Below are 20,235 nucleotides of genomic sequence, written 5' to 3'. Positions count from 1 at the left end.
AGGAGCCGGATATTCAGATTGACGGGCGATCAGGGACGCTTGATAGCGTACAACTTGCCGCCACGGCTCTGCACATACAGGGTGTCACCGTCCACCAGAGGCGCGGCATAGAGACCACTGCTGTCGAGCTGCTGCATGGCCTTGATGGACCCATCGGTCCGATCCAGCCAATACAGGTAACCTTCCACATCGCCGACCACCACGTAGTCACCCAGGACGACGGGAGCGGTCACGGTGCGGTTTTCCAGCTGGGTGTTGGACCACAGCTCGAGACCATTGCGACGATCCACCGCAAACAGATGACTGCGGCTGTCGGTCAGCACTATGGCATTGCCGGTGACCGCCATGTCGCGGTAGCCGGAATACTTGCGCTTCCACACCTCGTCACCCGTCATCAGCTTGCGGGCCATCAGCTGGCCATTGTAGGCGATGGCATAGAGCTCATCACCGGCAATCAGCGGACGGGCGTCCACATCGACCATGCGATCCAGCTCGGTAGCACCGCGCGGGTCGGCCACCTTGGACTGGCGCACCGGCTGGCCGTTGCTCAGCAGGGCTATGCCCACCTTGCCATCGGCACGGCCATAGAGCACGGCACCGTTGGTGATGACTGGGGTGCTGGCGCTGCGCAGGGTCAGGGGCGGCTGCTCTTCGGACAGGGTCCACTGCAGCTTGCCCTCATCGGTATCGAGCGCCATCAGACGGCCCGAGGTGGTCAGCACCACCACGCGACCATCCTCGACGGCGGGGCTCGCCACCACTTCACCGGGCACAGTGGTCTGCCACAGCACTTCCCCATTCGCTTCGTTCAGGGCGTAGACCACCCCGTTCTCGGAGCCGAGGAACAGCTTGCCGTAGCGGGAGACCAGACCGCCGGAGAGGCGGGCGCTGCGCTTGTCGGCGTTGATGGGCAAGTCTGCCAGATCCACGCTCCACAGGGTCTCGCCACTGTTGCGATCGAAGGCGGTCACATCCCCATCACGGGCGGCGGCATAGATGTGATCCTCTTCCACCACGGGTTGCAGCTGGGAGTAGAAATCACCTATGCCATCCCCGACGGAGGAGGACCACTGGGTATCGGCACTGAAGGCGGACTCCACCACGGGCAGAGGCGCCATCGGGGTCAAATCTTCCTCTGAACTGAACAGGGAGCAACCCTGCAGGGCCAGGGAGACTGCCACCCCCAGCGCCATTTTCTTGTACAGATTACGCATCCGGAGCCTCACCCGCAGTGACCGCTGGCAGCGCCAGATCGTCCATCTTCAGCTTGAGTTCGGCGCTGCTCTGCAGGCCACCGGCATCGGCCGCCACCTGATAGGCATCGCGCGCCTCTTCGGGCTTGCCCTGCCCCAGCAGCACGTCACCACGCACTTCCGCCACCTGGGCCTTGAAGGCGTCGTTGTTGATCTTGCCAAGCTGGGCCAGGGCCTCGTCGGCCTTGCCCTGATCCTTGAGCACCCGTGCCAGGCGCAGGGCGGCGATGGGCTTGATGCTCTCGTCGCCGTTCGCGGCCACCTGGGTCAGCTGCTCGGCGGCCAGATCCAGCTTGCCCGCCTTGACCGCAGCCGCGGCCAGTTGCAGGGCAGCCAGCTCCGCATAGGCGTCGCCCTGATGGGCGCTGATGAAGCTCTTGGCCTGCTCAAGGGCGGCATCGTCACCTTTGGCGAGCTGGGCTGTCATGGCGTTATAAGCCTGGGAGGCGGCTTCCTGGTTGGTCTGCTGCAGCTCGTTGTAGTAACGCCAGCCAAAGAGGCCGACCAGACCGATCACAGTCCCGGCGAGTACCGAGGTGCCGTTCTCTTTCCACCAGCTCTTGATGACCTCAACCTGTTGTTCTTCAGTGGTATACACTTCCACAGCTTACTCTCCTTTAGCTGCCAGCAGGGCGATGGCGGCATCGACCGAGACGGTCTGTTGCTCGGCCTGGCCACGCAGATATTTGATGGTGATCTCCCCGCTTTGCACCTCGGTCTCGCCGAGGATCAGGGCAATGGCCGCGCCGCTCTTGTCGGCACGCTTGAGTTGTTTCTTGAAGTTGCCGCCACCGCAGTGGCTCATCAGGCGCAAGTCCGGCAGGGCGTCGCGCAGGCGCTCGGCAAGCTGGAAGCCAGCCTGCTCGGTGCCCTCGCCCACCATGGCCAGATAGACATCCACCGCCGGGCGGATGTCGGCGTTGAGCTCGAGGGTTTCGAGCATCAGCACCAGGCGCTCCATGCCCATGGCAAAGCCCACGCCCGGGGTCGCCTGACCGCCGAGTTGCTCCACCAGACCGTCGTAACGGCCTCCGGCCAGGACTGTACCCTGAGCGCCCAGGCTGCTCGTCACCCACTCGAACACGGTGAGGTTGTAGTAGTCGAGGCCGCGTACCAGACGCTCGTTCACCTCGTATTGGATGCCGGCAGACTCGAGCAGGCGCTTGAGCCCCTCGAAGTGGGCCAGGCTCTCTTCACCCAGGTGATCGAACAGACGGGGGGCACCCACCAGAATGGCCTGTACCTTCTCGTCCTTGGAGTCGAGCACTCGCAGCGGGTTGCTGTACATGCGGCGCTGGCTCTCTTCATCCAGCTCGCTCTTGTACTGCTCCAGGTAGGCCACCAGGGCATCGCGGTAAGCGGCGCGCTCGTCGCTCTGACCCAGGGTGTTGAGCTGCAGGGTGACGTGATCGCTGATGCCGAACAGACGCCACAGGCGGTGGGTCAGCATGATGAGCTCGGCGTCGATATCAGGCCCGTTGATGCCAAACAGCTCGACCCCGAACTGGTGGAACTGGCGATAACGGCCCTTCTGGGGACGCTCGTGACGGAACATGGGGCCCATGTACCACATCCGGCGTTCCTGGTTGTAGAGCAGGCCGTGCTCGATGCCGGCACGGACGCAGCTGGCGGTCCCTTCCGGACGCAGGCTCAGGCTGTCGCCGTTGCGGTCTTCAAAGGTGTACATCTCTTTTTCGACCACGTCGGTCACTTCACCGATGGCGCGCTTGAACAGATGGGTCTGTTCGACGATGGGCATGCGCACTTCGCTGTAGCCGTAGCTGGCGACGACCTGGCGCAGGATCTGTTCCACTTTCTGCCATACCGGGCTCTGCTCCGGCAGGCAATCATTCATACCGCGAATAGCTTGGATCTGTTTTGCCACGTTGATACTCGAGAAAAAGAGGTAAAATTTGGCCGCATTATAGGGATTTTCGGCCCCGAGGTAAAATCAGGGTGCCCGGATGCGGGATTTAAAATCAACAACCTAAAGCCGGGGCCACCCCAGGTGGCCCCTCAATGGTTCAACCTTTGTCCACCTGGATCTGGTTGGCCGGATCCAGCATGGCCGCCCGGGCGCGGATACGGCGCTCCAGGGTCGGGATGAGATCCTTGTTGTCGAGCCTGTCGACCCGCTGGCCCCCTTCGTAGAAGGCACTCTTGTTGGCAGCGCCCGCCAGCCCCAGATCCGAGACCAGGGCCTCGCCCGGGCCGTTCACCACGCAGCCGATGATGGAAACATCCATCGGGGTGATGATGTCCTCGAGCCGCTCTTCCAGGGCGTTCACCGTCCCTATCACATCGAACTCCTGACGGGAGCAGGAGGGACAGGCGATGAAGTTGATGCCGCGGGAGCGAATGCGCAGGGACTTGAGAATATCGAAGCCCACCTTCACCTCTTCCACCGGATCGGCGGCCAGGGAGATGCGGATGGTGTCGCCTATGCCATCGGCCAGCAGCATGCCGAGCCCGATGGCGGATTTCACCGCGCCGGCACGGAAGCCGCCCGCCTCGGTGATCCCCAGGTGCAGCGGCTGGTCGATCTGCTTGGCCAGCAGGCGATAGGCACCGACCGCCAGGAACACATCGGAGGCCTTGACGCTCACCTTGAAATTCTCAAAGTTGAGGCGATCCAGGTAGTCCACGTGGCGCATGGCCGACTCGAGCAGGGCTTCCGGGGTCGGCTCGCCATACTTTTCCTGGATATCACGCTCCAGGGAGCCGCCGTTGACGCCGATGCGGATCGGAATGTTGTAATGACGGGCACAGTCGACCACGGCGCGCACCCGCTCTTCGTTGCCGATGTTGCCCGGGTTGATGCGCAGGCAGTCGGCACCGTATTCGGCCACTTTCAGGGCGATGCGGTAGTCGAAGTGGATGTCGGCGACGATGGGAATGCGGGTCTGCTGTTTGATGAGCTTGAAGGCTTCCGCCGCTTCCATGGTGGGTACCGAGACCCGGACTATGTCAGCACCGACCCGCTCGATCCGCTGGATCTGCTCGACGGTGGCGGCGACATCCGTGGTCTTGGTGTTGGTCATGGTTTGCACCGTGATGGGGGCATTGCCCCCAACCGGCACATTGCCGACCATGATCTGCCTGGATTGACGACGAATAATGGGGGATTCGTGAGCGGACATGGCGGACAGATTACTCCTGCGGCAGTGAGAAGCGAGCAGTCCGACCGTTGTTGTAACGGCTCATGTCGAAGGACTTGCCCTGGTATTCGAGATTGACCGCCATGGGCGCGCCAACGATGAATCTGAGTGGCTCGGGTCCTTCCAGAACAAGCTCGTCGTTCGCCTTCTTCAGACCGCTGAACAGGGTCTTGCCGTTGGCATCCTTGACATCCAGCCAGCAGTCGGCGGTGAAGCTCATCTTGAGCTGGGGCGCCTTGCCAGGTTCGGTGGCGGCCGGCTCTGCCGGTGCCAGGGTTGCCTCAGCAGCCGAGGTCTCGGTAGACAGGGCGGCACTGGTCGCGGCAACGACGGCCGGCACTGTGGCGGCGGCGTCGCTCACCACAACTTCCGTCGCCACGGCGTCGGAGGCCACGGGCAATACGGGGTCGGCGACATCCACGGCAGGCGTCACGCTGGCGACAGACATCGTCTGCTCCGTGCCCATTTCGCTCGCCGCCAGGGCTTCATCCCCGGCGGAACGACGTGCAGTGCTCTGCCACCACCATGCGATGGAGAGCGCGATCAGCACCAGGATCACCAGCCAGGTCACCACCTTGAGCCGACTATCGTTGGCTTGCTGGCGGGAGCGACGGGAGAAGCTCTGCATGTCGATGTTATCGGGCGGCGTCAGTCCCAGCTTGTCGTAGGCCGCGAGTATGGTCTCCTCGGGAATGCCGACCAGCTTGGCATAGGCGCGCAGATAGCCGCGAATGAAGGTGTGGGACGTATGCTTGTCGTAGGTATCCGCCTCGATGGCGGCGATCAGGGTCAGACGAAGGTGAATGCGGGACGCAACCTGCTCTCGCGTCCAGCCAAGCTGTTCACGGGCGTTGCGCAGCAGCTGGCCTGGGCCCACTGCCTGGGAGTCGTCTTGAAAATCGTGTGGCTGTTCAGTAGTCATTGGCTAAGTAACGCTTGGCTTGTTGCGAAGTGGGATATTGCCTTACCAGCTCAGTCCCGAATTGGTGAAGTAATGCCGGTTTGTCCATGGCCTGGGCCAGCCGCAGCCGGAGCCAGAGGCTCTCCTCGTTTTCGTCTGCCACTTCGGCAAAACGCACGAGGTAAGACTGCACATCAGGCAGCTTGCCATCTTTCATGGAAAGCTCGGCCATGTCCAGCAATAACCTTGGATTGCGGGGATTATACCCCAAGGCCAGACGATAGTACTCGTTGGCCTTGTCATTTCTGTTATTTTGCACCGAGCAGAGCGCCGCATTCTCGTAGGTATCGGCGATCTTGACGTAATCTGGCTGGCTGACCGCCTGCAGGAATGCCTTCTCTGCCTCCTCGAAACGCCCACGGTTGCACAGGAAGGCACCGTAGTTGTTCATCGCGTCAGCATTGGTCGGATCCATGGCCAGCGCCTTCTTGTAGTTCTCCTCGGCCGCCTTGAAATCGGATACCTGCTGGTAGAAATAGGCGAAGCCGATATAGACCTGAGGGTTGCTGGGATCGTACTGGAGGGCGCGGTCAAGGTTGAATTTGGCCTGTTCGGCATTGCCCTGACGCAGATATTGAATACCCAGATCGAGACGGGTCTGGGCAGCCGCCTTGAAGTCGGGACCCACTTCACGCTGGGTCGAATTCTGGCCAGCGTAAGTGGTCTCGGTGACACAGCCAGGCAGCGCGCAGAGCGCTGCCACTACGATCAATGTACGGATATCCATTTCCTGTCTATACAATGGCTTAGCGAGTTAAACCATTTTGACGGAAATCCCATCCTGTTGCATCCGATTTTTCATGGTGCGCTTGGTGCGGTCGATCACCTCCCCCACCAGCTGGCCACAGGCGGCGTCTATGTCATCCCCGCGGGTCTTGCGCACTATGACGGTCAGGCCGTATTCCATCAGCACCTTGGAGAAACGGTCGATGCGGCTGTTGCTCGGCTTGCCGAACGGATTGCCCGGGAAGGGGTTGAAGGGGATCAGGTTGATCTTGCAAGGGGTCTCTTTGAGGACCTGCGCCAGCTCGTGGGCATGCTGCATGTCGTCATTGATATGATCGAGCAGCACATACTCCACCGTCACCCGGCCGCCATTGGCGTTGGATTTGGCCAGATAACGGCGCACACCCGCCAGGAAGGCCTCGATGTTGTACTTGTCGTTGATCGGCATGATCTCGGAGCGCAGCTTGTCGTTCGGCGCATGCAGGGAGATGGCCAGGGCCACGTCGATCTGGTCCCCCAGCATGTCCAGTGCCGGTACCACACCTGAGGTGGAGAGGGTGACGCGGCGCTTGGAGATGCCAAAACCAAAGTCATCCATCATCAGGCTCATGGCAGGCACCACGTTGGCGAGGTTCAGCAACGGCTCGCCCATGCCCATCATCACCACGTTGGTGATGGGGCGCTTGCCACCGACTACCTTGGCGGCGCGCCAGACCTGGCCGATGATCTCGGAGACCTTCAGGTTGCGGTTGAAACCTTGCTGGGCGGTGGAGCAGAAGGTGCACGCCAGGGCGCAGCCGACCTGGGAGGAGACACAGAGGGTCGCACGATCCGCCTCCGGGATGTAGACGGTCTCGACTTCCTGATCCCCGACCTGCAGGGCCCACTTGATGGTGCCATCTGCGGAGCGTTGTTCACGGCTGATCTCGGGGGCACGGATCTCGGCAATGGCCTTGAGACGCTCACGCAACGCCTTGTTGACGTTGCTCATCTGATCGAAGTCATCACAACCGGAGTGGTAGATCCACTTCATTATCTGATCTGCCCGGAACGGCTTCTCGCCCAGCTCGACGAAGAAGGCACGTATGGCATCCCGATCGAGATCCAGCAGGTTGGTTTTTGTTTCGCTCATCAAGGGCCTCAGCTCACACACTTCATAAATTATCGGCTGACCTACGTCAGGGGGCGGCATTGTACAAATAATGGGTCTGCCTTTCCACCTGGAGAATAAGGGGATATTGACCGAATGACCAAAAAACAAAAGGGAGCCGAGGCTCCCTTGTTGATCTTCTGACGAAAATCAGCCGCGCGGGCAGATCTCGGCGTCGGAGAAGAAGTAGGCGATTTCACGGGCGGCAGAGGCCGGGGCATCGGAGCCGTGCACGGCGTTGCGATCTATGCTCTCGGCGTAGCAGGAACGCAGGGTGCCGGCCAGGGCCTCCTTCGGGTTGGTGGCGCCCATGATTTCGCGGTGACGGCGAATGGCGTCTTCCCCTTCCAGCACCTGTACCATGACGGGACCCGAGGTCATGAAAGCGACCAGGCCATCATAGAAAGGCTTGCCCTGGTGTTCGGCGTAGAAACCGGCGGCCTGCTCGCTGCTCAGGTGCAGCATCTTGGCGGCGACCACTTTCAGGCCGGCGCTCTCGAAGCGGCTGTAGATGGCACCGATCAGGTTCTTGCTGACCGCGTCCGGCTTGACGATAGAGAAGGTACGTTCGATAGCCATTGAGTTCTTTCCTTAACTACAGAGTTTTATTGTAGGAATCCATGTTCGGCGGCGATTATACGTAAACAAAAAAAGAAATAACACACAAAAAAGCAACTTTTTATTAAACAAATAATTCCTTGAAACAACATGGTGACTCATCTTGTGCCATGGCACTGAGAAAAAATGTGCGCTTGTGCACGATAGTCACGCTAACCCGCTAAAACCTTATCTATTGCTCATATAACCAGCACCACTGAAAAGGGCACCCCGAGGTGCCCTTTCGCCTTGTCATGCCCCTCGGCGCGTCTCCGCCAGCAGGGTATGGGCTATGGTGCGCATCCCCAGGGTGTTGGCCCCGGGGGCCCAGAGGTTGTCGCCGTTCTCGCTGAAACAGGCGGCCAGATCCACGTGCAGCCAGCCCTGCCCCTCGTTGGCAACGAAACGGGAGAGGAAACCCGCCGCGTTGGAGGCACCGCCCGGGCCACCGCCCGGCACCGGACGGCTGTTGGCCGTATCGGCATAGTGGGACGGGCACTGCTGACGATGCCAGAGCTCGAGCGGTAGCGGCCAGGCCGGCTCCTGCTCCGCATCCGAATAGGCCATGGCGCGGCTCACCAGCCCCTTGTCGAGGCCAAACAGGGCGTTGTAGCGTCCCCCCAGCGCCATCACGGCGGCCCCCGTCAGGGTGGCGGCGTCTATGATGAGGGGCGCGCCGGATTCACCGGCGAGCTGCAGGCCGTCGGCCAGCACCAGGCGCCCCTCTGCGTCTGTGTTGACGATTTCGACCGTGGTGCCGTTCTTGTAGGTGAGGATGTCACCCAGCTTGTAGGCATGGCCGGAGACCAGGTTCTCGGCGCAGCAGAGGATGAGCTTCACCCGCTTGTCGAGGCCGCGCAGTATGGCCAGCGCCAGGGCGCCGGTGACGATGGCCGCCCCCCCCATGTCATGCTTCATGGTGAGCATGCCCTGGGAGGTTTTCATGGAGTAGCCGCCGGAGTCGAAGGTGATCCCCTTGCCCACCAGGGCCGCCACCACGGGGGCATTGCGATCCCCGGTGGGGTTGTAGTCCAGCTCCAGCATCACCGGCTCGCGATCGCTGCCGCGGCCAACCTGATAGAGACCGACCCAACCCGCCTGTTGCAGCGCCTCCCCCTTGAGGATGCGATGGCTGATCCTGTCCGGCGCCAGCTCGGTGATGAAGGCCGCCGCCTCCACCGCCAGCTCCAGCGGGCCCAGCTGCTCCGGGGTCGCATTGGTCATCTCGCGCACCCAGCGCCCGCACAGCCAGCGCGCCTCCAGCTCCTCCCTGTCCTCTTCGGACGAGGTCGCCCACTGCAGCTCCACCTCTGCCTTGGGGGTCTGCAACCCCTGGGCGAAGGCCCACTGCTGTTCGCGCTCCCAGTGACCGCACAGGGCGACCTTCTGGATCCCCTGACCACAGAGGCGGCGGGCCGCCTGCTGGATGTCCAGCAAGGGCGACGCCGTCACCAGGTGGATCACCATGCCATCGGGGCGATGGGAAAGCAGTGCCCCCTCTCCCCACTCGGGGGCGGCAAATTCACGGCTCAGCCAGATGTTCATTGAGTCACCTCCTGCAGCCAGCGGGCGATAGTGCGCAGACCGTGACCCTTGGCGCCGGTCGCCCACAGTTCGTTGCCGGATTTTTGATAGGAGGCGGCGAGATCCAGGTGCACCCAACCCTTGCCCTCGTCACGCACGAAGCGCGACAAAAACGCGGCCGCCGTGGTGGCACCGGCTGTGCCTTCGGCGGAGGCGACGTTGCCCAGCTCGGCGAAGGCCGAGGTGAGCTGACCCACATGCCAGGGTTCCAGCGGCAGGGGCCAGGCCTTCTCGTTCTCGGCTTTAGCGGCGGCCAGGGCGCGCGCTTGCTCCCCCTCGTCGAGAGCAAACACGGCGTTGTAGTCGCGGCCCAGCGCCGTCTTGGCGGCGCCGGTCAGGGTGGCGGCATCGAGAATGTGGGCCGCGCCGCTGTCGGAGGCCGCCAGCAGGCCGTCGGCCAGCACCAGACGCCCTTCTGCGTCAGTGTTCTGGATCTCCACCGAGATGCCGTTCTTGTAGGTGAGGATGTCACCCAGCTTGAAGGCGTGGCCGGAGACCAGGTTCTCGGCGCAGCAGAGAATGAGCTTCACTCGCTTGTCGAGGCCACGGCTGATGGCGAGCGCCAGGGCGCCGGTCACCATGGCGGCACCGCCCATGTCGGACTTCATCGGCAGCATGTTGTCAGAGGACTTCATGGAGTAGCCGCCGGAGTCGAAGGTGATGCCCTTGCCCACCAGGGCCGCCACCACGGGGGCGTTGTGATCCCCGGTCGGGTTGTAGTCCAGCTCCAGCAGCACGGGCTCGCGCTCGCTGCCGCGGCCCACCGACCAGATCCCGATATGACCGGCCTCCCGCAGGGCTTCTCCTGCGGTGATGCGGGCGGTGACCTGATCGCCACCCAGGCCGCGGATCAGCAGCAGGGCGGACTCCGCCAGGCTCATGGGGTAGATCTCTTCCGGGCAACCGTTGGTCACCTCGCGCACCCAGCGGGTCGCCTTGATCAGCGCCTCCAGCTCGCGGGCCTGCGCCGCGCTCTGCTCGCCGAAGTCCAGTTCACGCTGCCCCTTGGCGGCATAGAAGCCCTGGGCGAAGGCGTAACGACGCTCCAGATCCCAACCCTCACCGGCCAGGCTCACCCGCTTGATGCCACTCGACTCGAGTCGGCGGGCTGCCCGCTGAATGGTGCGCAAGGCATCCTGCTGCTGGGCGGTGGCGCCCAGATGGATCAGGGTCTCCTCACCGCTGAAACTGAGCAGGGCGCCTTCACCCCAGACGGCGGCAGCGGCCTGGGCGGATAACAGTACCTTCATCATGTCAGCCATCTTCTCTTGCTTCCTTTTTTCTTGGCACGATTCATTAACAACGCGGGGTAACGGAAACAAAAAAGGCCGTTCCCCCGAGGGGTACGGCCTTCACCATATCATCACTGCACCATGGGATGCTGCACGCGCAATTCACTCATGTGTAATTAGCGGGTCAATCAATGACGCTCGGAGGCGAGGTTGATGGTGTACTTGGGCAGTTCCACCACCAGATCCTCGTCCGCCAGACGGGCCTGGCAGCTCAGGCGGGATTCCGGCTCCAGCCCCCATGCCTTGTCCAGCATGTCATCTTCCAGCTCATCGCTCGGCTCGAGGGAGTCAAAGCCCTCCCGCACCACGCAGTGGCAGGTGGTACAGGCACAGGACTTCTCGCAGGCATGCTCGATCTCGATGCCGTTGCGCAGGGCGATGTCCAGTATGGTCTCACCGGTCGCACCCTCGAGGGCAGCGCCGTCCGGACAGAGTTCGGGGTGAGGCAGAATGATCAGTTTTGGCATATTACACCTTGTTGACGTTTTGGCCGGTCAGCACCTTGCGAATGGAGGCATCCATGCGACGGGCCGCAAACTCGCCACTGACGGCATCCGCCGCCTCGATGGCATCTTTGATTTGATTGGTTGTGCCTGTGGCACGCATGGCCAGCAGATGATGGATCGCGGTATCGATCTCGGCACGCTCAGCCGCGCTCAACAGCGCCTCGCCATCGGCGGCCAGCGCCGCATTGAGGCTCTCCACCACCCGATCGGCTTCGACCTGCTGCTCCGCCAGCATGCGGGCATCCATGTCCTGCTGGGCATTGGCGATGGAGGCGCTCAGCATGCTGAGGATGTCCTCTTCCGCCAAGCCATAGGAGGGCTTGACCTGGATCTCCGCCTGCACGCCGGAGGACTTCTCCATGGCGCTGACCGACAGCAGCCCGTCCGCATCCACCTGGAAGGTGACGCGAATGTGGGCGGCGCCGGCCGCCATGGGCGGAATGCCGGTCAGGGTGAAGCGGGCCAGGGAGCGGCAATCCGCCACCAGCTCGCGCTCTCCCTGCACCACGTGAATGGCCATGGCAGTCTGTCCATCCTTGAAGGTGGTGAACTCCTGGGCGCGAGCCACCGGTATGGTGGTGTTGCGCGGGATCACCTTCTCGGCGAGCCCCCCCATGGTCTCGAGACCCAGAGAGAGCGGGATGACGTCCAGCAGCAGCATCTCGGCATCGGGCTTGTTGCCCACCAGGATGTCCGCCTGGATGGCGGCGCCGATGGCGACCACCTTGTCCGGATCTATGCTGGTCAGCGGCGTACGCTGGAAGAAGTCTCCCACCTGCTCGCGCACCAGAGGCACCCGGGTGGAGCCCCCCACCATCACCACTTCCAGCACTTCCACCTGCTCGAGCCCCGCATCGCGCAGGGCGCGGCGGCAGGCCAGCAGGGTGCGCTTGACCAGCGGCATGATGAGCTCGTCAAACTGGCTGCGGCTCACCTCCCCCTGCCAGCCGGCAAAGGTGCAGGGAACGCGGTCGGCATCGGTCAGGCCGTGCTTGACCGCCGCCGCCACGTCCAGCAGCTCGCGCTGGGTGCGGGCATCGAGCTGGCCGCTCAGGCCGGCTTGTGCCTTGATCCAGTCCGCCAGCAGGTGATCGAAGTCATCGCCCCCCAGCGCCGAGTCGCCGCCGGTGGCCATCACCTCGAATACCCCGCGATGCAGGCGCAGGATGGAGATGTCAAAGGTGCCACCCCCGAGGTCATAGACGGCGATCACCCCTTCCTGACCGGAGTCGAGGCCATAGGCGATGGCGGCGGCAGTGGGCTCGTTGAGCAGCCGCAGCACGTGCAGGCCGGCCAGACGAGCCGCATCCTTGGTGCCCTGGCGCTGGGCGTCGTCGAAATAGGCGGGCACAGTAATGACCACGCCGTCGAGGTCGCCGCCGAGGGAGGCTGCGCCGCGCTCGGCCAGTTTTTTCAGGATCTCGGCCGAGACCTGCACCGGATTGACCAGCCCCTGGCGGGTCTGGATCTGGGGCATGCCGTTGTCGGCGGCCACGAACTCGTAAGGCTGCTGACGGGTATCCATGTCGGCCAGCGCCTTGCCCATCATCCGTTTGACCGAGACTATGGTGTTGTGGGGATCGAGGGCGGCTTCACGCTTGGCGTCAAAGCCCACCCGGATGGCGTCGGCCTGGCTCCCGGCAGCTTGATAGTGCACCACAGAGGGCAGCAGATCGCGCCCTTGCTCGTCACAGAGGGTGTCGGCCTGGCCGCTGCGCACTGCCGCGACCAGGGAGTTGGTGGTGCCGAGATCGATGCCAACGGCACGTTTGTGCTGATGAGGCGCGGCGCTCTGGCCGGGCTCGGCGATTTGCAGTAATGCCATGGGTAATCACAATTCCAGCGTTAGAGGGTCAAGACTCGAACAGCGAGTCTTCGAATCGTTCCAGCTCCTCGAGGAGCTTGTCGACAAACTTGAGTTTGCGCACGCAATCGGCCGCCGTCAGATCTTCACCCGCGGTGAGGGCGTCGGTCAGCCGTTGCATCAGAGACTGGTGATCATGCCTGATCTCGCGACGAAAATCTTCGATGGCACGCTCAGGACTCGCATTCCCTTTCAGGTCAGCCAGACGCTCGCGCCACTCCAGCTGTTGCATCAGGAAAGAGGTGTCTTGCAGAGTCTGTTGCTCGCCTCGAATGTCGGTGCCGCGCAGGGAGAGCAGGTATTCGGCTCGGCGCAGGGGGGACTTGAGGGTAGTGAAGGCATCGTTGATCTGGGCGGCACGCTGCACCGCGGCCAACTGCTCCCGCTCGGGGGCGGTGGCAAAACGATCGGGGTGGAACCGGGTTTGCAACTGGCGGTAGGTGTCTGCCAGTTGGCGGGTATCGAGCTCGAAGCCCTCTGCCAGCCCGAACAGCTCGAAATGATTCATTCTGTGTCCTCAGACTCGAAGGCTAGTGCCTTGCTCAACATCCATCTTGAACGGCAAAGCCGGCAGCAGGCTGCCGGCTTCATCGATTAGACGCTGAAGCTCTCGCCACAACCGCACTCGCCCTTGGCGTTCGGGTTGTTGAACTGGAAGCCCTCGTTGAGGCCCTCCTTGACGAAGTCCAGCTCGGTGCCATCCAGATGGATCAGGCTCTTGGCATCGACGATGATCTTGACACCGTTCTGCTCGAACACCTGATCCTCAGCGGCCAGCTCATCCACAAACTCGAGCACATAGGCAAGGCCAGAACAGCCGGTGGTCTTAACGCCGAGGCGCAGGCCTATGCCCTTGCCCCGGTTGGTTATGAAAGAGGAAACCCGTGCCGCTGCGGCATCTGTCATGGTAATGGCCATACTGCTCTCCGGACCTTAGAGACCTTTCTTCTGCTTGTAATCGGCGATGGCGGCCTTGATGGCATCCTCCGCCAGAATGGAGCAGTGGATCTTCACCGGTGGCAGGGCCAGCTCTTCGGCGATGTCGGTATTCTTGATGCCGGCGGCTTCGTCCAGGGTCTTGCCCTTGACCCACTCGGTCACCAGGGAGCTGGAGGCGATGGCGGAGCCACAGCCGTAGGTCTTGAACTTGGCATCTTCGATGATGCCGTCGTCGCTGATCTTCAGTTGCAGCTTCATCACGTCGCCACAGGCCGGGGCGCCGACCATGCCGGTCGCGATGCTGGGATCGTTCTTGTCAAAACCACCGACGTTGCGGGGATTCTCGTAGTGGTCGATTACTTTTTCACTGTAAGCCATATCTAACTCCTGCTAATTCCGTTGTTCACCAAACACTTGCCACGCTGGCAAGGATCAGTGATGTGCCCATTCGACCGTGTTCAGATCGACGCCGTCCTTGAACATCTCCCACAGGGGGGACATCTCGCGCAGACGACCGATGGAGTCGCAGATGAGCTTGATTGCGTAGTCGATCTCTTCCTCTGTGGTGAAGCGACCGATGCTGAAACGGATGGAGCTGTGTGCCAGCTCGTCGTTCAGGCCCAGGGCGCGCAACACGTAGGAAGGTTCCAGGCTGGCCGAGGTACAGGCCGAACCGGAAGAGACAGCCAGATCCTTCAGCGCCATGATGAGGGATTCCCCTTCCACATAGGCGAAGCTGACGTTCAGGTTACCCGGGACACGATGGTCCAGATCGCCGTTGATATAGACTTCTTCGATGTTCTTGATGCCGTTCCACAGACGCTGACGCAGGGCCATGATGTGCTGGCTCTCGCTCGCCATCTCTTCCTTGGCGATGCGGAAGGCCTCGCCCATGCCGACGATCTGGTGGGTCGCCAGGGTGCCGGAACGCATGCCGCGCTCATGACCACCACCGTGCATCTGGGCTTCCAGGCGGACCCGCGGCTTGCGGCGCACGTACAGGGCACCTATGCCCTTAGGACCGTATACCTTGTGGGCGGACATGGAGAGCAGATCCACTTTCAGCGCTTCCACGTCGACCGGGATCTTGCCCACGCTCTGGACTGCGTCCACGTGCAGCAGGATCTTGCGGGAGCGGCACAGCTCGCCGATGGCGGTGATATCTTGCACCACACCGATCTCGTTGTTGACGTGCATGATGCTGACCAGAATGGTGTCATCGCGCAGGGCGCCTTCGATCTGCTCCAGAGTGAACAGGCCGCTGGGCATCGGCTCGAGGTAGGTCACCTCGTAACCTTCACGCTCCAGCTGACGGCAGGTGTCGAGCACCGCCTTGTGTTCGGTCTTGGAGGTGATGATGTGCTTGCCCTTGCCAGCATAGAAGTGGGCTATGCCCTTGATGGCCAGGTTGTTGGATTCGGTCGCGCCGGAGGTGAAGACGATCTCGCGAGGATCTGCACCAATCAGCTCTGCCACTTGATTACGGGCCAGGTCCACCGCCTCTTCGGCCTGCCAGCCGAAACGGTGAGAGCGGGAGGCAGGATTGCCAAACAGGCCGTCCATGGTGAGGCACTGCATCATTTTTTCTGCGACACGCGGGTCCACCGGACAGGTTGCCGAATAATCAAGGTAAATAGGCAGTTTCATGTTTTTCTCCGTTACGACGGAGTCACACAGCGACTCGTCGTGGAAAGCACGTTTATAGTTGGACTTTCAAGCTCACATCACCGCGTTCTGCCCGGTCAACCAGGGACAACACGGTTTTCATTTGTTCATCTTGCTTGCCGGCGATGCGGCGCACATCGGCCTGGCCGACCAGCTCCGCCAGGGTGATGTCACCCAGGAAACTGGAAATGCGCTCGCTCAAGTCACGCCACAGGGAGTGGGTCAGACACTGGGTACCGCCATGGCAGCCACCCTTGCCGAGACACTTGGTCGCATCGACCGACTCATCGACCGCGGTGATCACCTGACCTACCGAGATCTCGCCAGGGGCCAGGCCGAGGCGATAACCGCCGCCAGGGCCGCGCACGCTGCTCACCAGTCCATGCTTGCGCAGACGGGCAAACAGTTGTTCCAGATAGGACAAGGAGATGCCCTGGCGCTCTGAAATATCAGCCAGGGGAACGGGCCCCTGCTCTGCATGCAACGCCACGTCTAGCATGGCTGTCACAGCGTAACGTCCTTTTGAGGTCAGTCTCATATGCCTTACCGTCTTGCGAACAAATCAATATGGGCACATGGTCACATACCCGACTAAAACAGTCAAGTATATGGTTGAGTAAATCAGTCGGGATTAATCCTGCGGCCGGGCTTTCTGCACCGAGGTGAGAATGCCCCGCAATATATTCAATTCAACCACTTCCGGCCGGGCGCGATTGAACAGACGACGCAGCTTGCTCATCACATGACCGGGATGATCATCGGCGATGAAACCTGTCTTCTGCAGAGTCTGCTCCAGGTGTTGATAGAAGCCTTCCAACTGCTGCGCGCTGGGGTAATCGACCCGCTCCGCCTCTGCCGCTGTGTCAGTCTCCTGAGTCGCCAGCCAGTGCATGCGCACCTCGTAGCAGAGGGTCTGCACCGCCATGGCCAGATTGAGGGAGCTGTATTCGGGATTGGCCGGGATGGCCACGTGATAGTGGCATTTTTGCAGCTCATCGTTGGTGAGGCCGGTGCGTTCACGGCCAAACACCAGAGCGACCGGGTGCTCCACCCCTTCCGCTACCAGCTTCTCGCCCGCTTCGCGGGGATCCAGCATGGGCCAGCTCAGGGTGCGGGATCGGGCACTGGTGCCGATGACCAGGCCGCAATCGGCGATGGCGTCATCCAGCGTCGGGACTATGCGGGCATTGGCCAGCACATCGCTGGCCCCTGCCGCCAGGGCGATGGCATCGTCATCTGGCAAGGCTTGCGGATCAACCAACACCAGCTGCGTCAGCCCCATGGTCTTCATGGCTCTCGCCGCAGACCCCATGTTGCCGGTGTGAGAGGTGTTTACCAACACGATACGAATCTGATCCAACATGCCCAGTCAATCTTCAGTCAAAAATGGCGCGCAATTGTAACATAACCAATCGCTATTTTGGCACCGCTTCTGACCCTGCATTTCAGAACAAAAGTGATGGTTCGTATAACCAACCGGCCTGAAGACGGGAAAAGGGAGGGCTAACCTTAGAGGGTCAGCTGCATTACCCGGAGTCACCCTTTCATGCTGCCCCCCTGGATCTACGAACAACTGCCGCTGCTTTACCTGCTGCTCTCCGCCGTGCTGTGGTCCTTTGCCCACTCCCCGCTGCTCTGGCTCGCGGCGACCCTGCTGTTTGCCGTGGGCGCCCTCATCTGGATGATGCGCTCCAACTACAGGCGCACCGATCTGGTCATCTATCCCGCCAAGCGCTGGCTGCAACCGGAGTGGTACTACGAGGCCCTGCCTTTCCTGTGGCTGGCACTCGGGCTGGTGCTGCTGCGCCTGCCTGACACCACGGCCCTGCTCGCCCTGCTCCCCTGCCTCTGGGCTGGCCGCTGCCTGTGGGCCCGGCGGCGTCACCGCCACCATACCCGGGGGCTGGCCCTGCAGCTGAGACGCGGCTCAGGCCATAGACGCGGGCAGCGGATCCTGCGCTGATCGCACCCGCTCTATCAGGGTGGCCAGATCCGTCAGGGGATATTTCATCAGCCCGGGCAGCCCATCGAGATCCAGGCTGTCCATCAGGTTCTTCACCTCAAGGCCCAGCTCGGTATCCCCTTCAATCTTCAGCCTGCGCTGGAAGAAGAGGGAGTCCGGATCCTCCTTGCGACCGGCAATCAGGATGAGATCCTGGCTGCTGCCGCTGAAGCAGACATCGGCTCGCTCGCATTCACGGGCCACCACCAGTTTTCCCGCTCGCTCGCTGACAAACCAGCAGAGCTCGAGATCCGACACCTCGACCTTGAGCCACTTGCCCGCCAGGAAGGCGAAGTCCCCATCCTGGATGGCCTCCTTGAACGCCTGCGCCAGCAAGGCCTCCATCAGGTTTTGCTGCAGGGTGAAGGGCACCAGCTTGAGGGGATGGCGCAAGAGACGAGGGGCCTGTTCGACCAGGCGGCGTTGCAGTTGATGAAACACGATAAACTCCCAGTTTTTTGCCCATTCAAACACAGTGCAATTATCAGGATCCTGTTGAAAATCAAACTTGTGCCGACTTACCTCAAGAAGGGTAAAGCCACCTAAAGCTGCCTCAGGTCAAAAAGCGGGGGCCCAAGCCTGCATACAATCGGGCCACTTTTTGCATTTTTGCCCTCTCGGAGCGTACCCGATGGAATTACTCTGCCCGGCAGGCACCCTGCCGGCACTGAAGACAGCCGTGGATAACGGGGCCGATGCCGTCTATATCGGCTTCAAGGACGACACCAATGCCCGCCACTTCGCCGGGCTCAACTTCACCGACAGCAAGCTGGAAAGAGCGGTGGACTATGTGCACCAGCACGGTCGCAAGCTGCACATCGCCATCAACACCTTCGCCCACCCGGGATCGGATGCCAGATGGAAGCAGGCGGTGGACCGAGGGGTGGCACTCGGTGCCGATGCCCTGATCATCGCCGATCTCGCCGTGCTGGATTACGCCAGCCGCCATCATCCCGACATGGAGCTCCATGTCTCTGTCCAGGCCAGCGCCACCAACGCCGCCGCCATTCGCTTCTACCAGCAGCACTTCAACGTCGGCCGGGTGGTCTTGCCACGGGTGCTCTCCATGCATCAGGTCAGGCAGCTGGCCCGCGAAACCGACGTCGGCCTCGAGGTGTTCGCCTTCGGCAGCCTCTGCATCATGGCGGAGGGGCGCTGCTATCTCTCCTCCTACATGACCGGCGAGAGCCCCAACACAGTGGGCGCCTGCTCCCCCGCCAAGTTCGTGCGCTGGGAGGAGACCCCGAACGGCCTCGAATCGCGGCTCAACGAGGTGCTGATCGACCGCTACGGCCCCGGGGAAAACGCCGGTTACCCGACCCTGTGCAAGGGGCGTTTCGAGGTGGATGGCCAGACCTATCACGCCCTGGAGGAGCCCACCAGTCTCAACACGCTTGGCTTGTTACCTGAGCTGTTCCAGACCGGGATCCAGTCGGTCAAGATCGAGGGTCGCCAGCGCAGCCCCGCCTATGTCGAGCAGGTAACCCGGGTCTGGCGCGCCGCCATCGACGCCTATCAGGCCAACCCCGACGCCTACAGCGTCAAGAGCGAGTGGGATGCCCAGCTTGCCCGCGTCTCCGAGGGAAGCCAGACCACCCTCGGCGCCTATCATCGCCAGTGGCAATAAAAGGAGCACATCATGCAATTCTCTCTCGGACCCCTGCTCTTCTACTGGCCCAAGGCCGATACCCAGGCCTTCTATGAGGCGGCGGCGCAGAGCCAGGCCGACATCATCTATCTGGGCGAGACGGTGTGCAGCAAGCGCCGTGAACTGAAAGGGGATGACTGGATTGCCCTGGCCCGCCAGGTGGCGAGCTCGGGCAAGCAGGCCGTGCTCTCCACCCTGGCGCTGATCTCGGCGCCGTCGGAGCTCAAGGAGGTCAAGCGGCTGGTCGACAACGGCGATCTCATGGTCGAGGCCAACGATCTCGGCACAGTCCAGCTCGCCTGGGAGGCGGGGCTGCCCTTCGTGTGCGGCCCGGCCATCAATGCCTACAACGCCGAAGTGCTGCGCATGCTGCTCAAACAGGGGATGCGACGCTGGGTGATGCCGGTGGAGCTCTCCCGCGACTGGCTGGTGCAGCTCAATGAGGATCTGGGCAGCGCCCGCCAGCAGTTCGAGGTGGAGGTGTTCGCCTACGGCCACCTGCCGCTCGCCTACTCGGCGCGCTGCTTCACCGCCCGATCCCTCGACAAGCCCAAGGACAATTGCGAGCTCGCCTGCATACACTACCCTACTGGGCGACTGGCCTACAGCCGCGAGGGGCAGAAGGTGTTCAATCTCAACGGCATCCAGACCCAGTCCGGCTACTGCTACAACCTCGGCAACGAGCTCGAAGGCATGGCGGGACTGGTGGATGTGGTGCGCCTCTCCCCCGAAGGGATGGAGACACTCGACATGCTGGCCCGTTTCAAGGCCAACCAGCAGGGTCAGGCACCGCTGCCCCTGCAGCAGGAGCGGGACTGCAACGGTTACTGGCGGCAGATCCCCGGCATGAGCCTGGTGGAGTAATCAGGCGGGGACGGCCGCCACGGCTA

At 62.1% G+C, this 20,235-nt stretch carries 22 protein-coding genes; 3 read left to right on the top strand and 19 right to left on the bottom strand.

Annotated elements, in window-relative coordinates; genetic code table 11:
* Window positions 1–29: 29 nt before the first annotated feature.
* From bamB to trmJ, 18 genes are all read right to left on the bottom strand, one after another.
* Window positions 30–1,214: an outer membrane protein assembly factor BamB gene (bamB, locus tag ACFWHB_RS09240; protein ID WP_106886584.1), complete on the bottom strand. Its 1,185-nt coding sequence runs from the start codon at window positions 1,212–1,214 to the stop codon at window positions 30–32.
* The gene (locus ACFWHB_RS09235) at window positions 1,207–1,857 is read right to left on the bottom strand and encodes a YfgM family protein (protein ID WP_041205942.1); all 651 of its coding nucleotides are present in this window, start codon (window positions 1,855–1,857) and stop codon (window positions 1,207–1,209) included. The genes bamB and ACFWHB_RS09235 overlap by 8 nt, the downstream gene beginning before the upstream one ends.
* A gap of 3 nt (window positions 1,858–1,860) precedes the next feature.
* Window positions 1,861–3,138 carry a histidine--tRNA ligase gene (hisS, locus tag ACFWHB_RS09230; RefSeq protein ID WP_205641911.1) on the bottom strand — a complete coding sequence of 426 codons (1,278 nt, stop codon included), beginning with the start codon at window positions 3,136–3,138 and terminating at the stop codon, window positions 1,861–1,863.
* A gap of 139 nt (window positions 3,139–3,277) precedes the next feature.
* Window positions 3,278–4,393, bottom strand: a complete 1,116-nt coding sequence (gene ispG, locus ACFWHB_RS09225) for a flavodoxin-dependent (E)-4-hydroxy-3-methylbut-2-enyl-diphosphate synthase (RefSeq protein ID WP_025327232.1) — start codon at window positions 4,391–4,393, stop codon at window positions 3,278–3,280.
* 10 nt (window positions 4,394–4,403) lie between these two features.
* Window positions 4,404–5,333 carry a RodZ domain-containing protein gene (locus ACFWHB_RS09220; protein ID WP_163137810.1) on the bottom strand — a complete coding sequence of 310 codons (930 nt, stop codon included), beginning with the start codon at window positions 5,331–5,333 and terminating at the stop codon, window positions 4,404–4,406.
* The gene (gene tapF, locus ACFWHB_RS09215; protein ID WP_106886581.1) at window positions 5,323–6,114 is read right to left on the bottom strand and encodes a PilW family type IVa pilus biogenesis/stability lipoprotein TapF; all 792 of its coding nucleotides are present in this window, start codon (window positions 6,112–6,114) and stop codon (window positions 5,323–5,325) included. The genes ACFWHB_RS09220 and tapF overlap by 11 nt, the downstream gene beginning before the upstream one ends.
* Window positions 6,115–6,126: 12 nt before the next feature.
* Window positions 6,127–7,230, bottom strand: a complete 1,104-nt coding sequence (locus ACFWHB_RS09210; protein WP_395950026.1) for a bifunctional tRNA (adenosine(37)-C2)-methyltransferase TrmG/ribosomal RNA large subunit methyltransferase RlmN — start codon at window positions 7,228–7,230, stop codon at window positions 6,127–6,129.
* A 168-nt stretch (window positions 7,231–7,398) separates the two neighbouring features.
* Window positions 7,399–7,827: a nucleoside-diphosphate kinase gene (gene ndk / locus ACFWHB_RS09205; RefSeq protein ID WP_005324280.1), complete on the bottom strand. Its 429-nt coding sequence runs from the start codon at window positions 7,825–7,827 to the stop codon at window positions 7,399–7,401.
* Between the two features lie 270 nt (window positions 7,828–8,097).
* Window positions 8,098–9,390, bottom strand: coding sequence for an aminopeptidase PepB (gene pepB / locus ACFWHB_RS09200; protein WP_290029758.1), 1,293 nt, complete (start codon window positions 9,388–9,390; stop codon window positions 8,098–8,100).
* Entirely contained in the window at window positions 9,387–10,691 is a 1,305-nt protein-coding gene (gene pepB / locus ACFWHB_RS09195; protein ID WP_395950025.1) for an aminopeptidase PepB, read from the bottom strand. Before pepB (ACFWHB_RS09195) ends, pepB (ACFWHB_RS09200) begins: the two co-directional genes overlap by 4 nt.
* Before the next feature lie 158 nt (window positions 10,692–10,849).
* Window positions 10,850–11,188: an ISC system 2Fe-2S type ferredoxin gene (gene fdx, locus ACFWHB_RS09190; protein ID WP_005324284.1), complete on the bottom strand. Its 339-nt coding sequence runs from the start codon at window positions 11,186–11,188 to the stop codon at window positions 10,850–10,852.
* A 1-nt stretch (window position 11,189) separates the two neighbouring features.
* Window positions 11,190–13,052, bottom strand: coding sequence for a Fe-S protein assembly chaperone HscA (gene hscA / locus ACFWHB_RS09185; RefSeq protein ID WP_395950024.1), 1,863 nt, complete (start codon window positions 13,050–13,052; stop codon window positions 11,190–11,192).
* 28 nt (window positions 13,053–13,080) lie between these two features.
* Entirely contained in the window at window positions 13,081–13,599 is a 519-nt protein-coding gene (gene hscB / locus ACFWHB_RS09180; RefSeq protein ID WP_025327239.1) for a co-chaperone HscB, read from the bottom strand.
* 86 nt (window positions 13,600–13,685) lie between these two features.
* Window positions 13,686–14,009 (bottom strand): iron-sulfur cluster assembly protein IscA, encoded by a 324-nt coding sequence (iscA, locus tag ACFWHB_RS09175; protein ID WP_005324290.1) that lies wholly within the window; start codon window positions 14,007–14,009, stop codon window positions 13,686–13,688.
* A gap of 15 nt (window positions 14,010–14,024) precedes the next feature.
* Complete coding sequence (iscU, locus tag ACFWHB_RS09170; RefSeq protein ID WP_005299770.1) at window positions 14,025–14,408, bottom strand: Fe-S cluster assembly scaffold IscU; 384 nt, start codon at window positions 14,406–14,408, stop codon at window positions 14,025–14,027.
* Between the two features lie 54 nt (window positions 14,409–14,462).
* On the bottom strand, window positions 14,463–15,677 hold the full coding sequence (locus ACFWHB_RS09165; RefSeq protein ID WP_395950023.1) for an IscS subfamily cysteine desulfurase: 1,215 nt from the start codon (window positions 15,675–15,677) through the stop codon (window positions 14,463–14,465).
* Between the two features lie 52 nt (window positions 15,678–15,729).
* Window positions 15,730–16,233, bottom strand: a complete 504-nt coding sequence (iscR, locus tag ACFWHB_RS09160) for a Fe-S cluster assembly transcriptional regulator IscR (RefSeq protein ID WP_025327241.1) — start codon at window positions 16,231–16,233, stop codon at window positions 15,730–15,732.
* Between the two features lie 93 nt (window positions 16,234–16,326).
* Window positions 16,327–17,058, bottom strand: coding sequence for a tRNA (cytosine(32)/uridine(32)-2'-O)-methyltransferase TrmJ (gene trmJ, locus ACFWHB_RS09155; RefSeq protein WP_290071009.1), 732 nt, complete (start codon window positions 17,056–17,058; stop codon window positions 16,327–16,329).
* Between the two features lie 183 nt (window positions 17,059–17,241).
* On the opposite strand from trmJ, the gene ACFWHB_RS09150 reads away from it, so the two are divergent.
* Complete coding sequence (locus ACFWHB_RS09150; protein ID WP_106886574.1) at window positions 17,242–17,658, top strand: hypothetical protein; 417 nt, start codon at window positions 17,242–17,244, stop codon at window positions 17,656–17,658.
* Here the strand turns inward: ACFWHB_RS09150 and ACFWHB_RS09145 are convergent.
* Window positions 17,623–18,138 carry a ubiquinone anaerobic biosynthesis accessory factor UbiT gene (locus ACFWHB_RS09145; RefSeq protein ID WP_290071010.1) on the bottom strand — a complete coding sequence of 172 codons (516 nt, stop codon included), beginning with the start codon at window positions 18,136–18,138 and terminating at the stop codon, window positions 17,623–17,625. The genes ACFWHB_RS09150 and ACFWHB_RS09145 overlap by 36 nt on opposite strands.
* Before the next feature lie 190 nt (window positions 18,139–18,328).
* Between ACFWHB_RS09145 and ACFWHB_RS09140 the strand changes: the two genes are divergently transcribed.
* Together ACFWHB_RS09140 and ACFWHB_RS09135 are read left to right on the top strand one after the other, a co-directional pair.
* Window positions 18,329–19,324, top strand: a complete 996-nt coding sequence (locus ACFWHB_RS09140) for a ubiquinone anaerobic biosynthesis protein UbiU (protein WP_395950022.1) — start codon at window positions 18,329–18,331, stop codon at window positions 19,322–19,324.
* Window positions 19,325–19,336: 12 nt separating this feature from the next.
* Complete coding sequence (locus tag ACFWHB_RS09135) at window positions 19,337–20,209, top strand: U32 family peptidase (RefSeq protein ID WP_395950021.1); 873 nt, start codon at window positions 19,337–19,339, stop codon at window positions 20,207–20,209.
* The last annotated feature ends 26 nt before the right edge of the window (window positions 20,210–20,235 follow it).

Origin of the sequence: Aeromonas mytilicola subsp. aquatica (assembly GCF_044336385.1) — a bacterium.
In the GTDB taxonomy this organism is placed as follows: Bacteria; Pseudomonadota; Gammaproteobacteria; order Enterobacterales; family Aeromonadaceae; genus Aeromonas; species Aeromonas rivipollensis.
The sequence above is the reverse complement of the archived record's forward strand: the minus strand, read 5'-3'. Positions and strand labels throughout refer to the sequence as shown.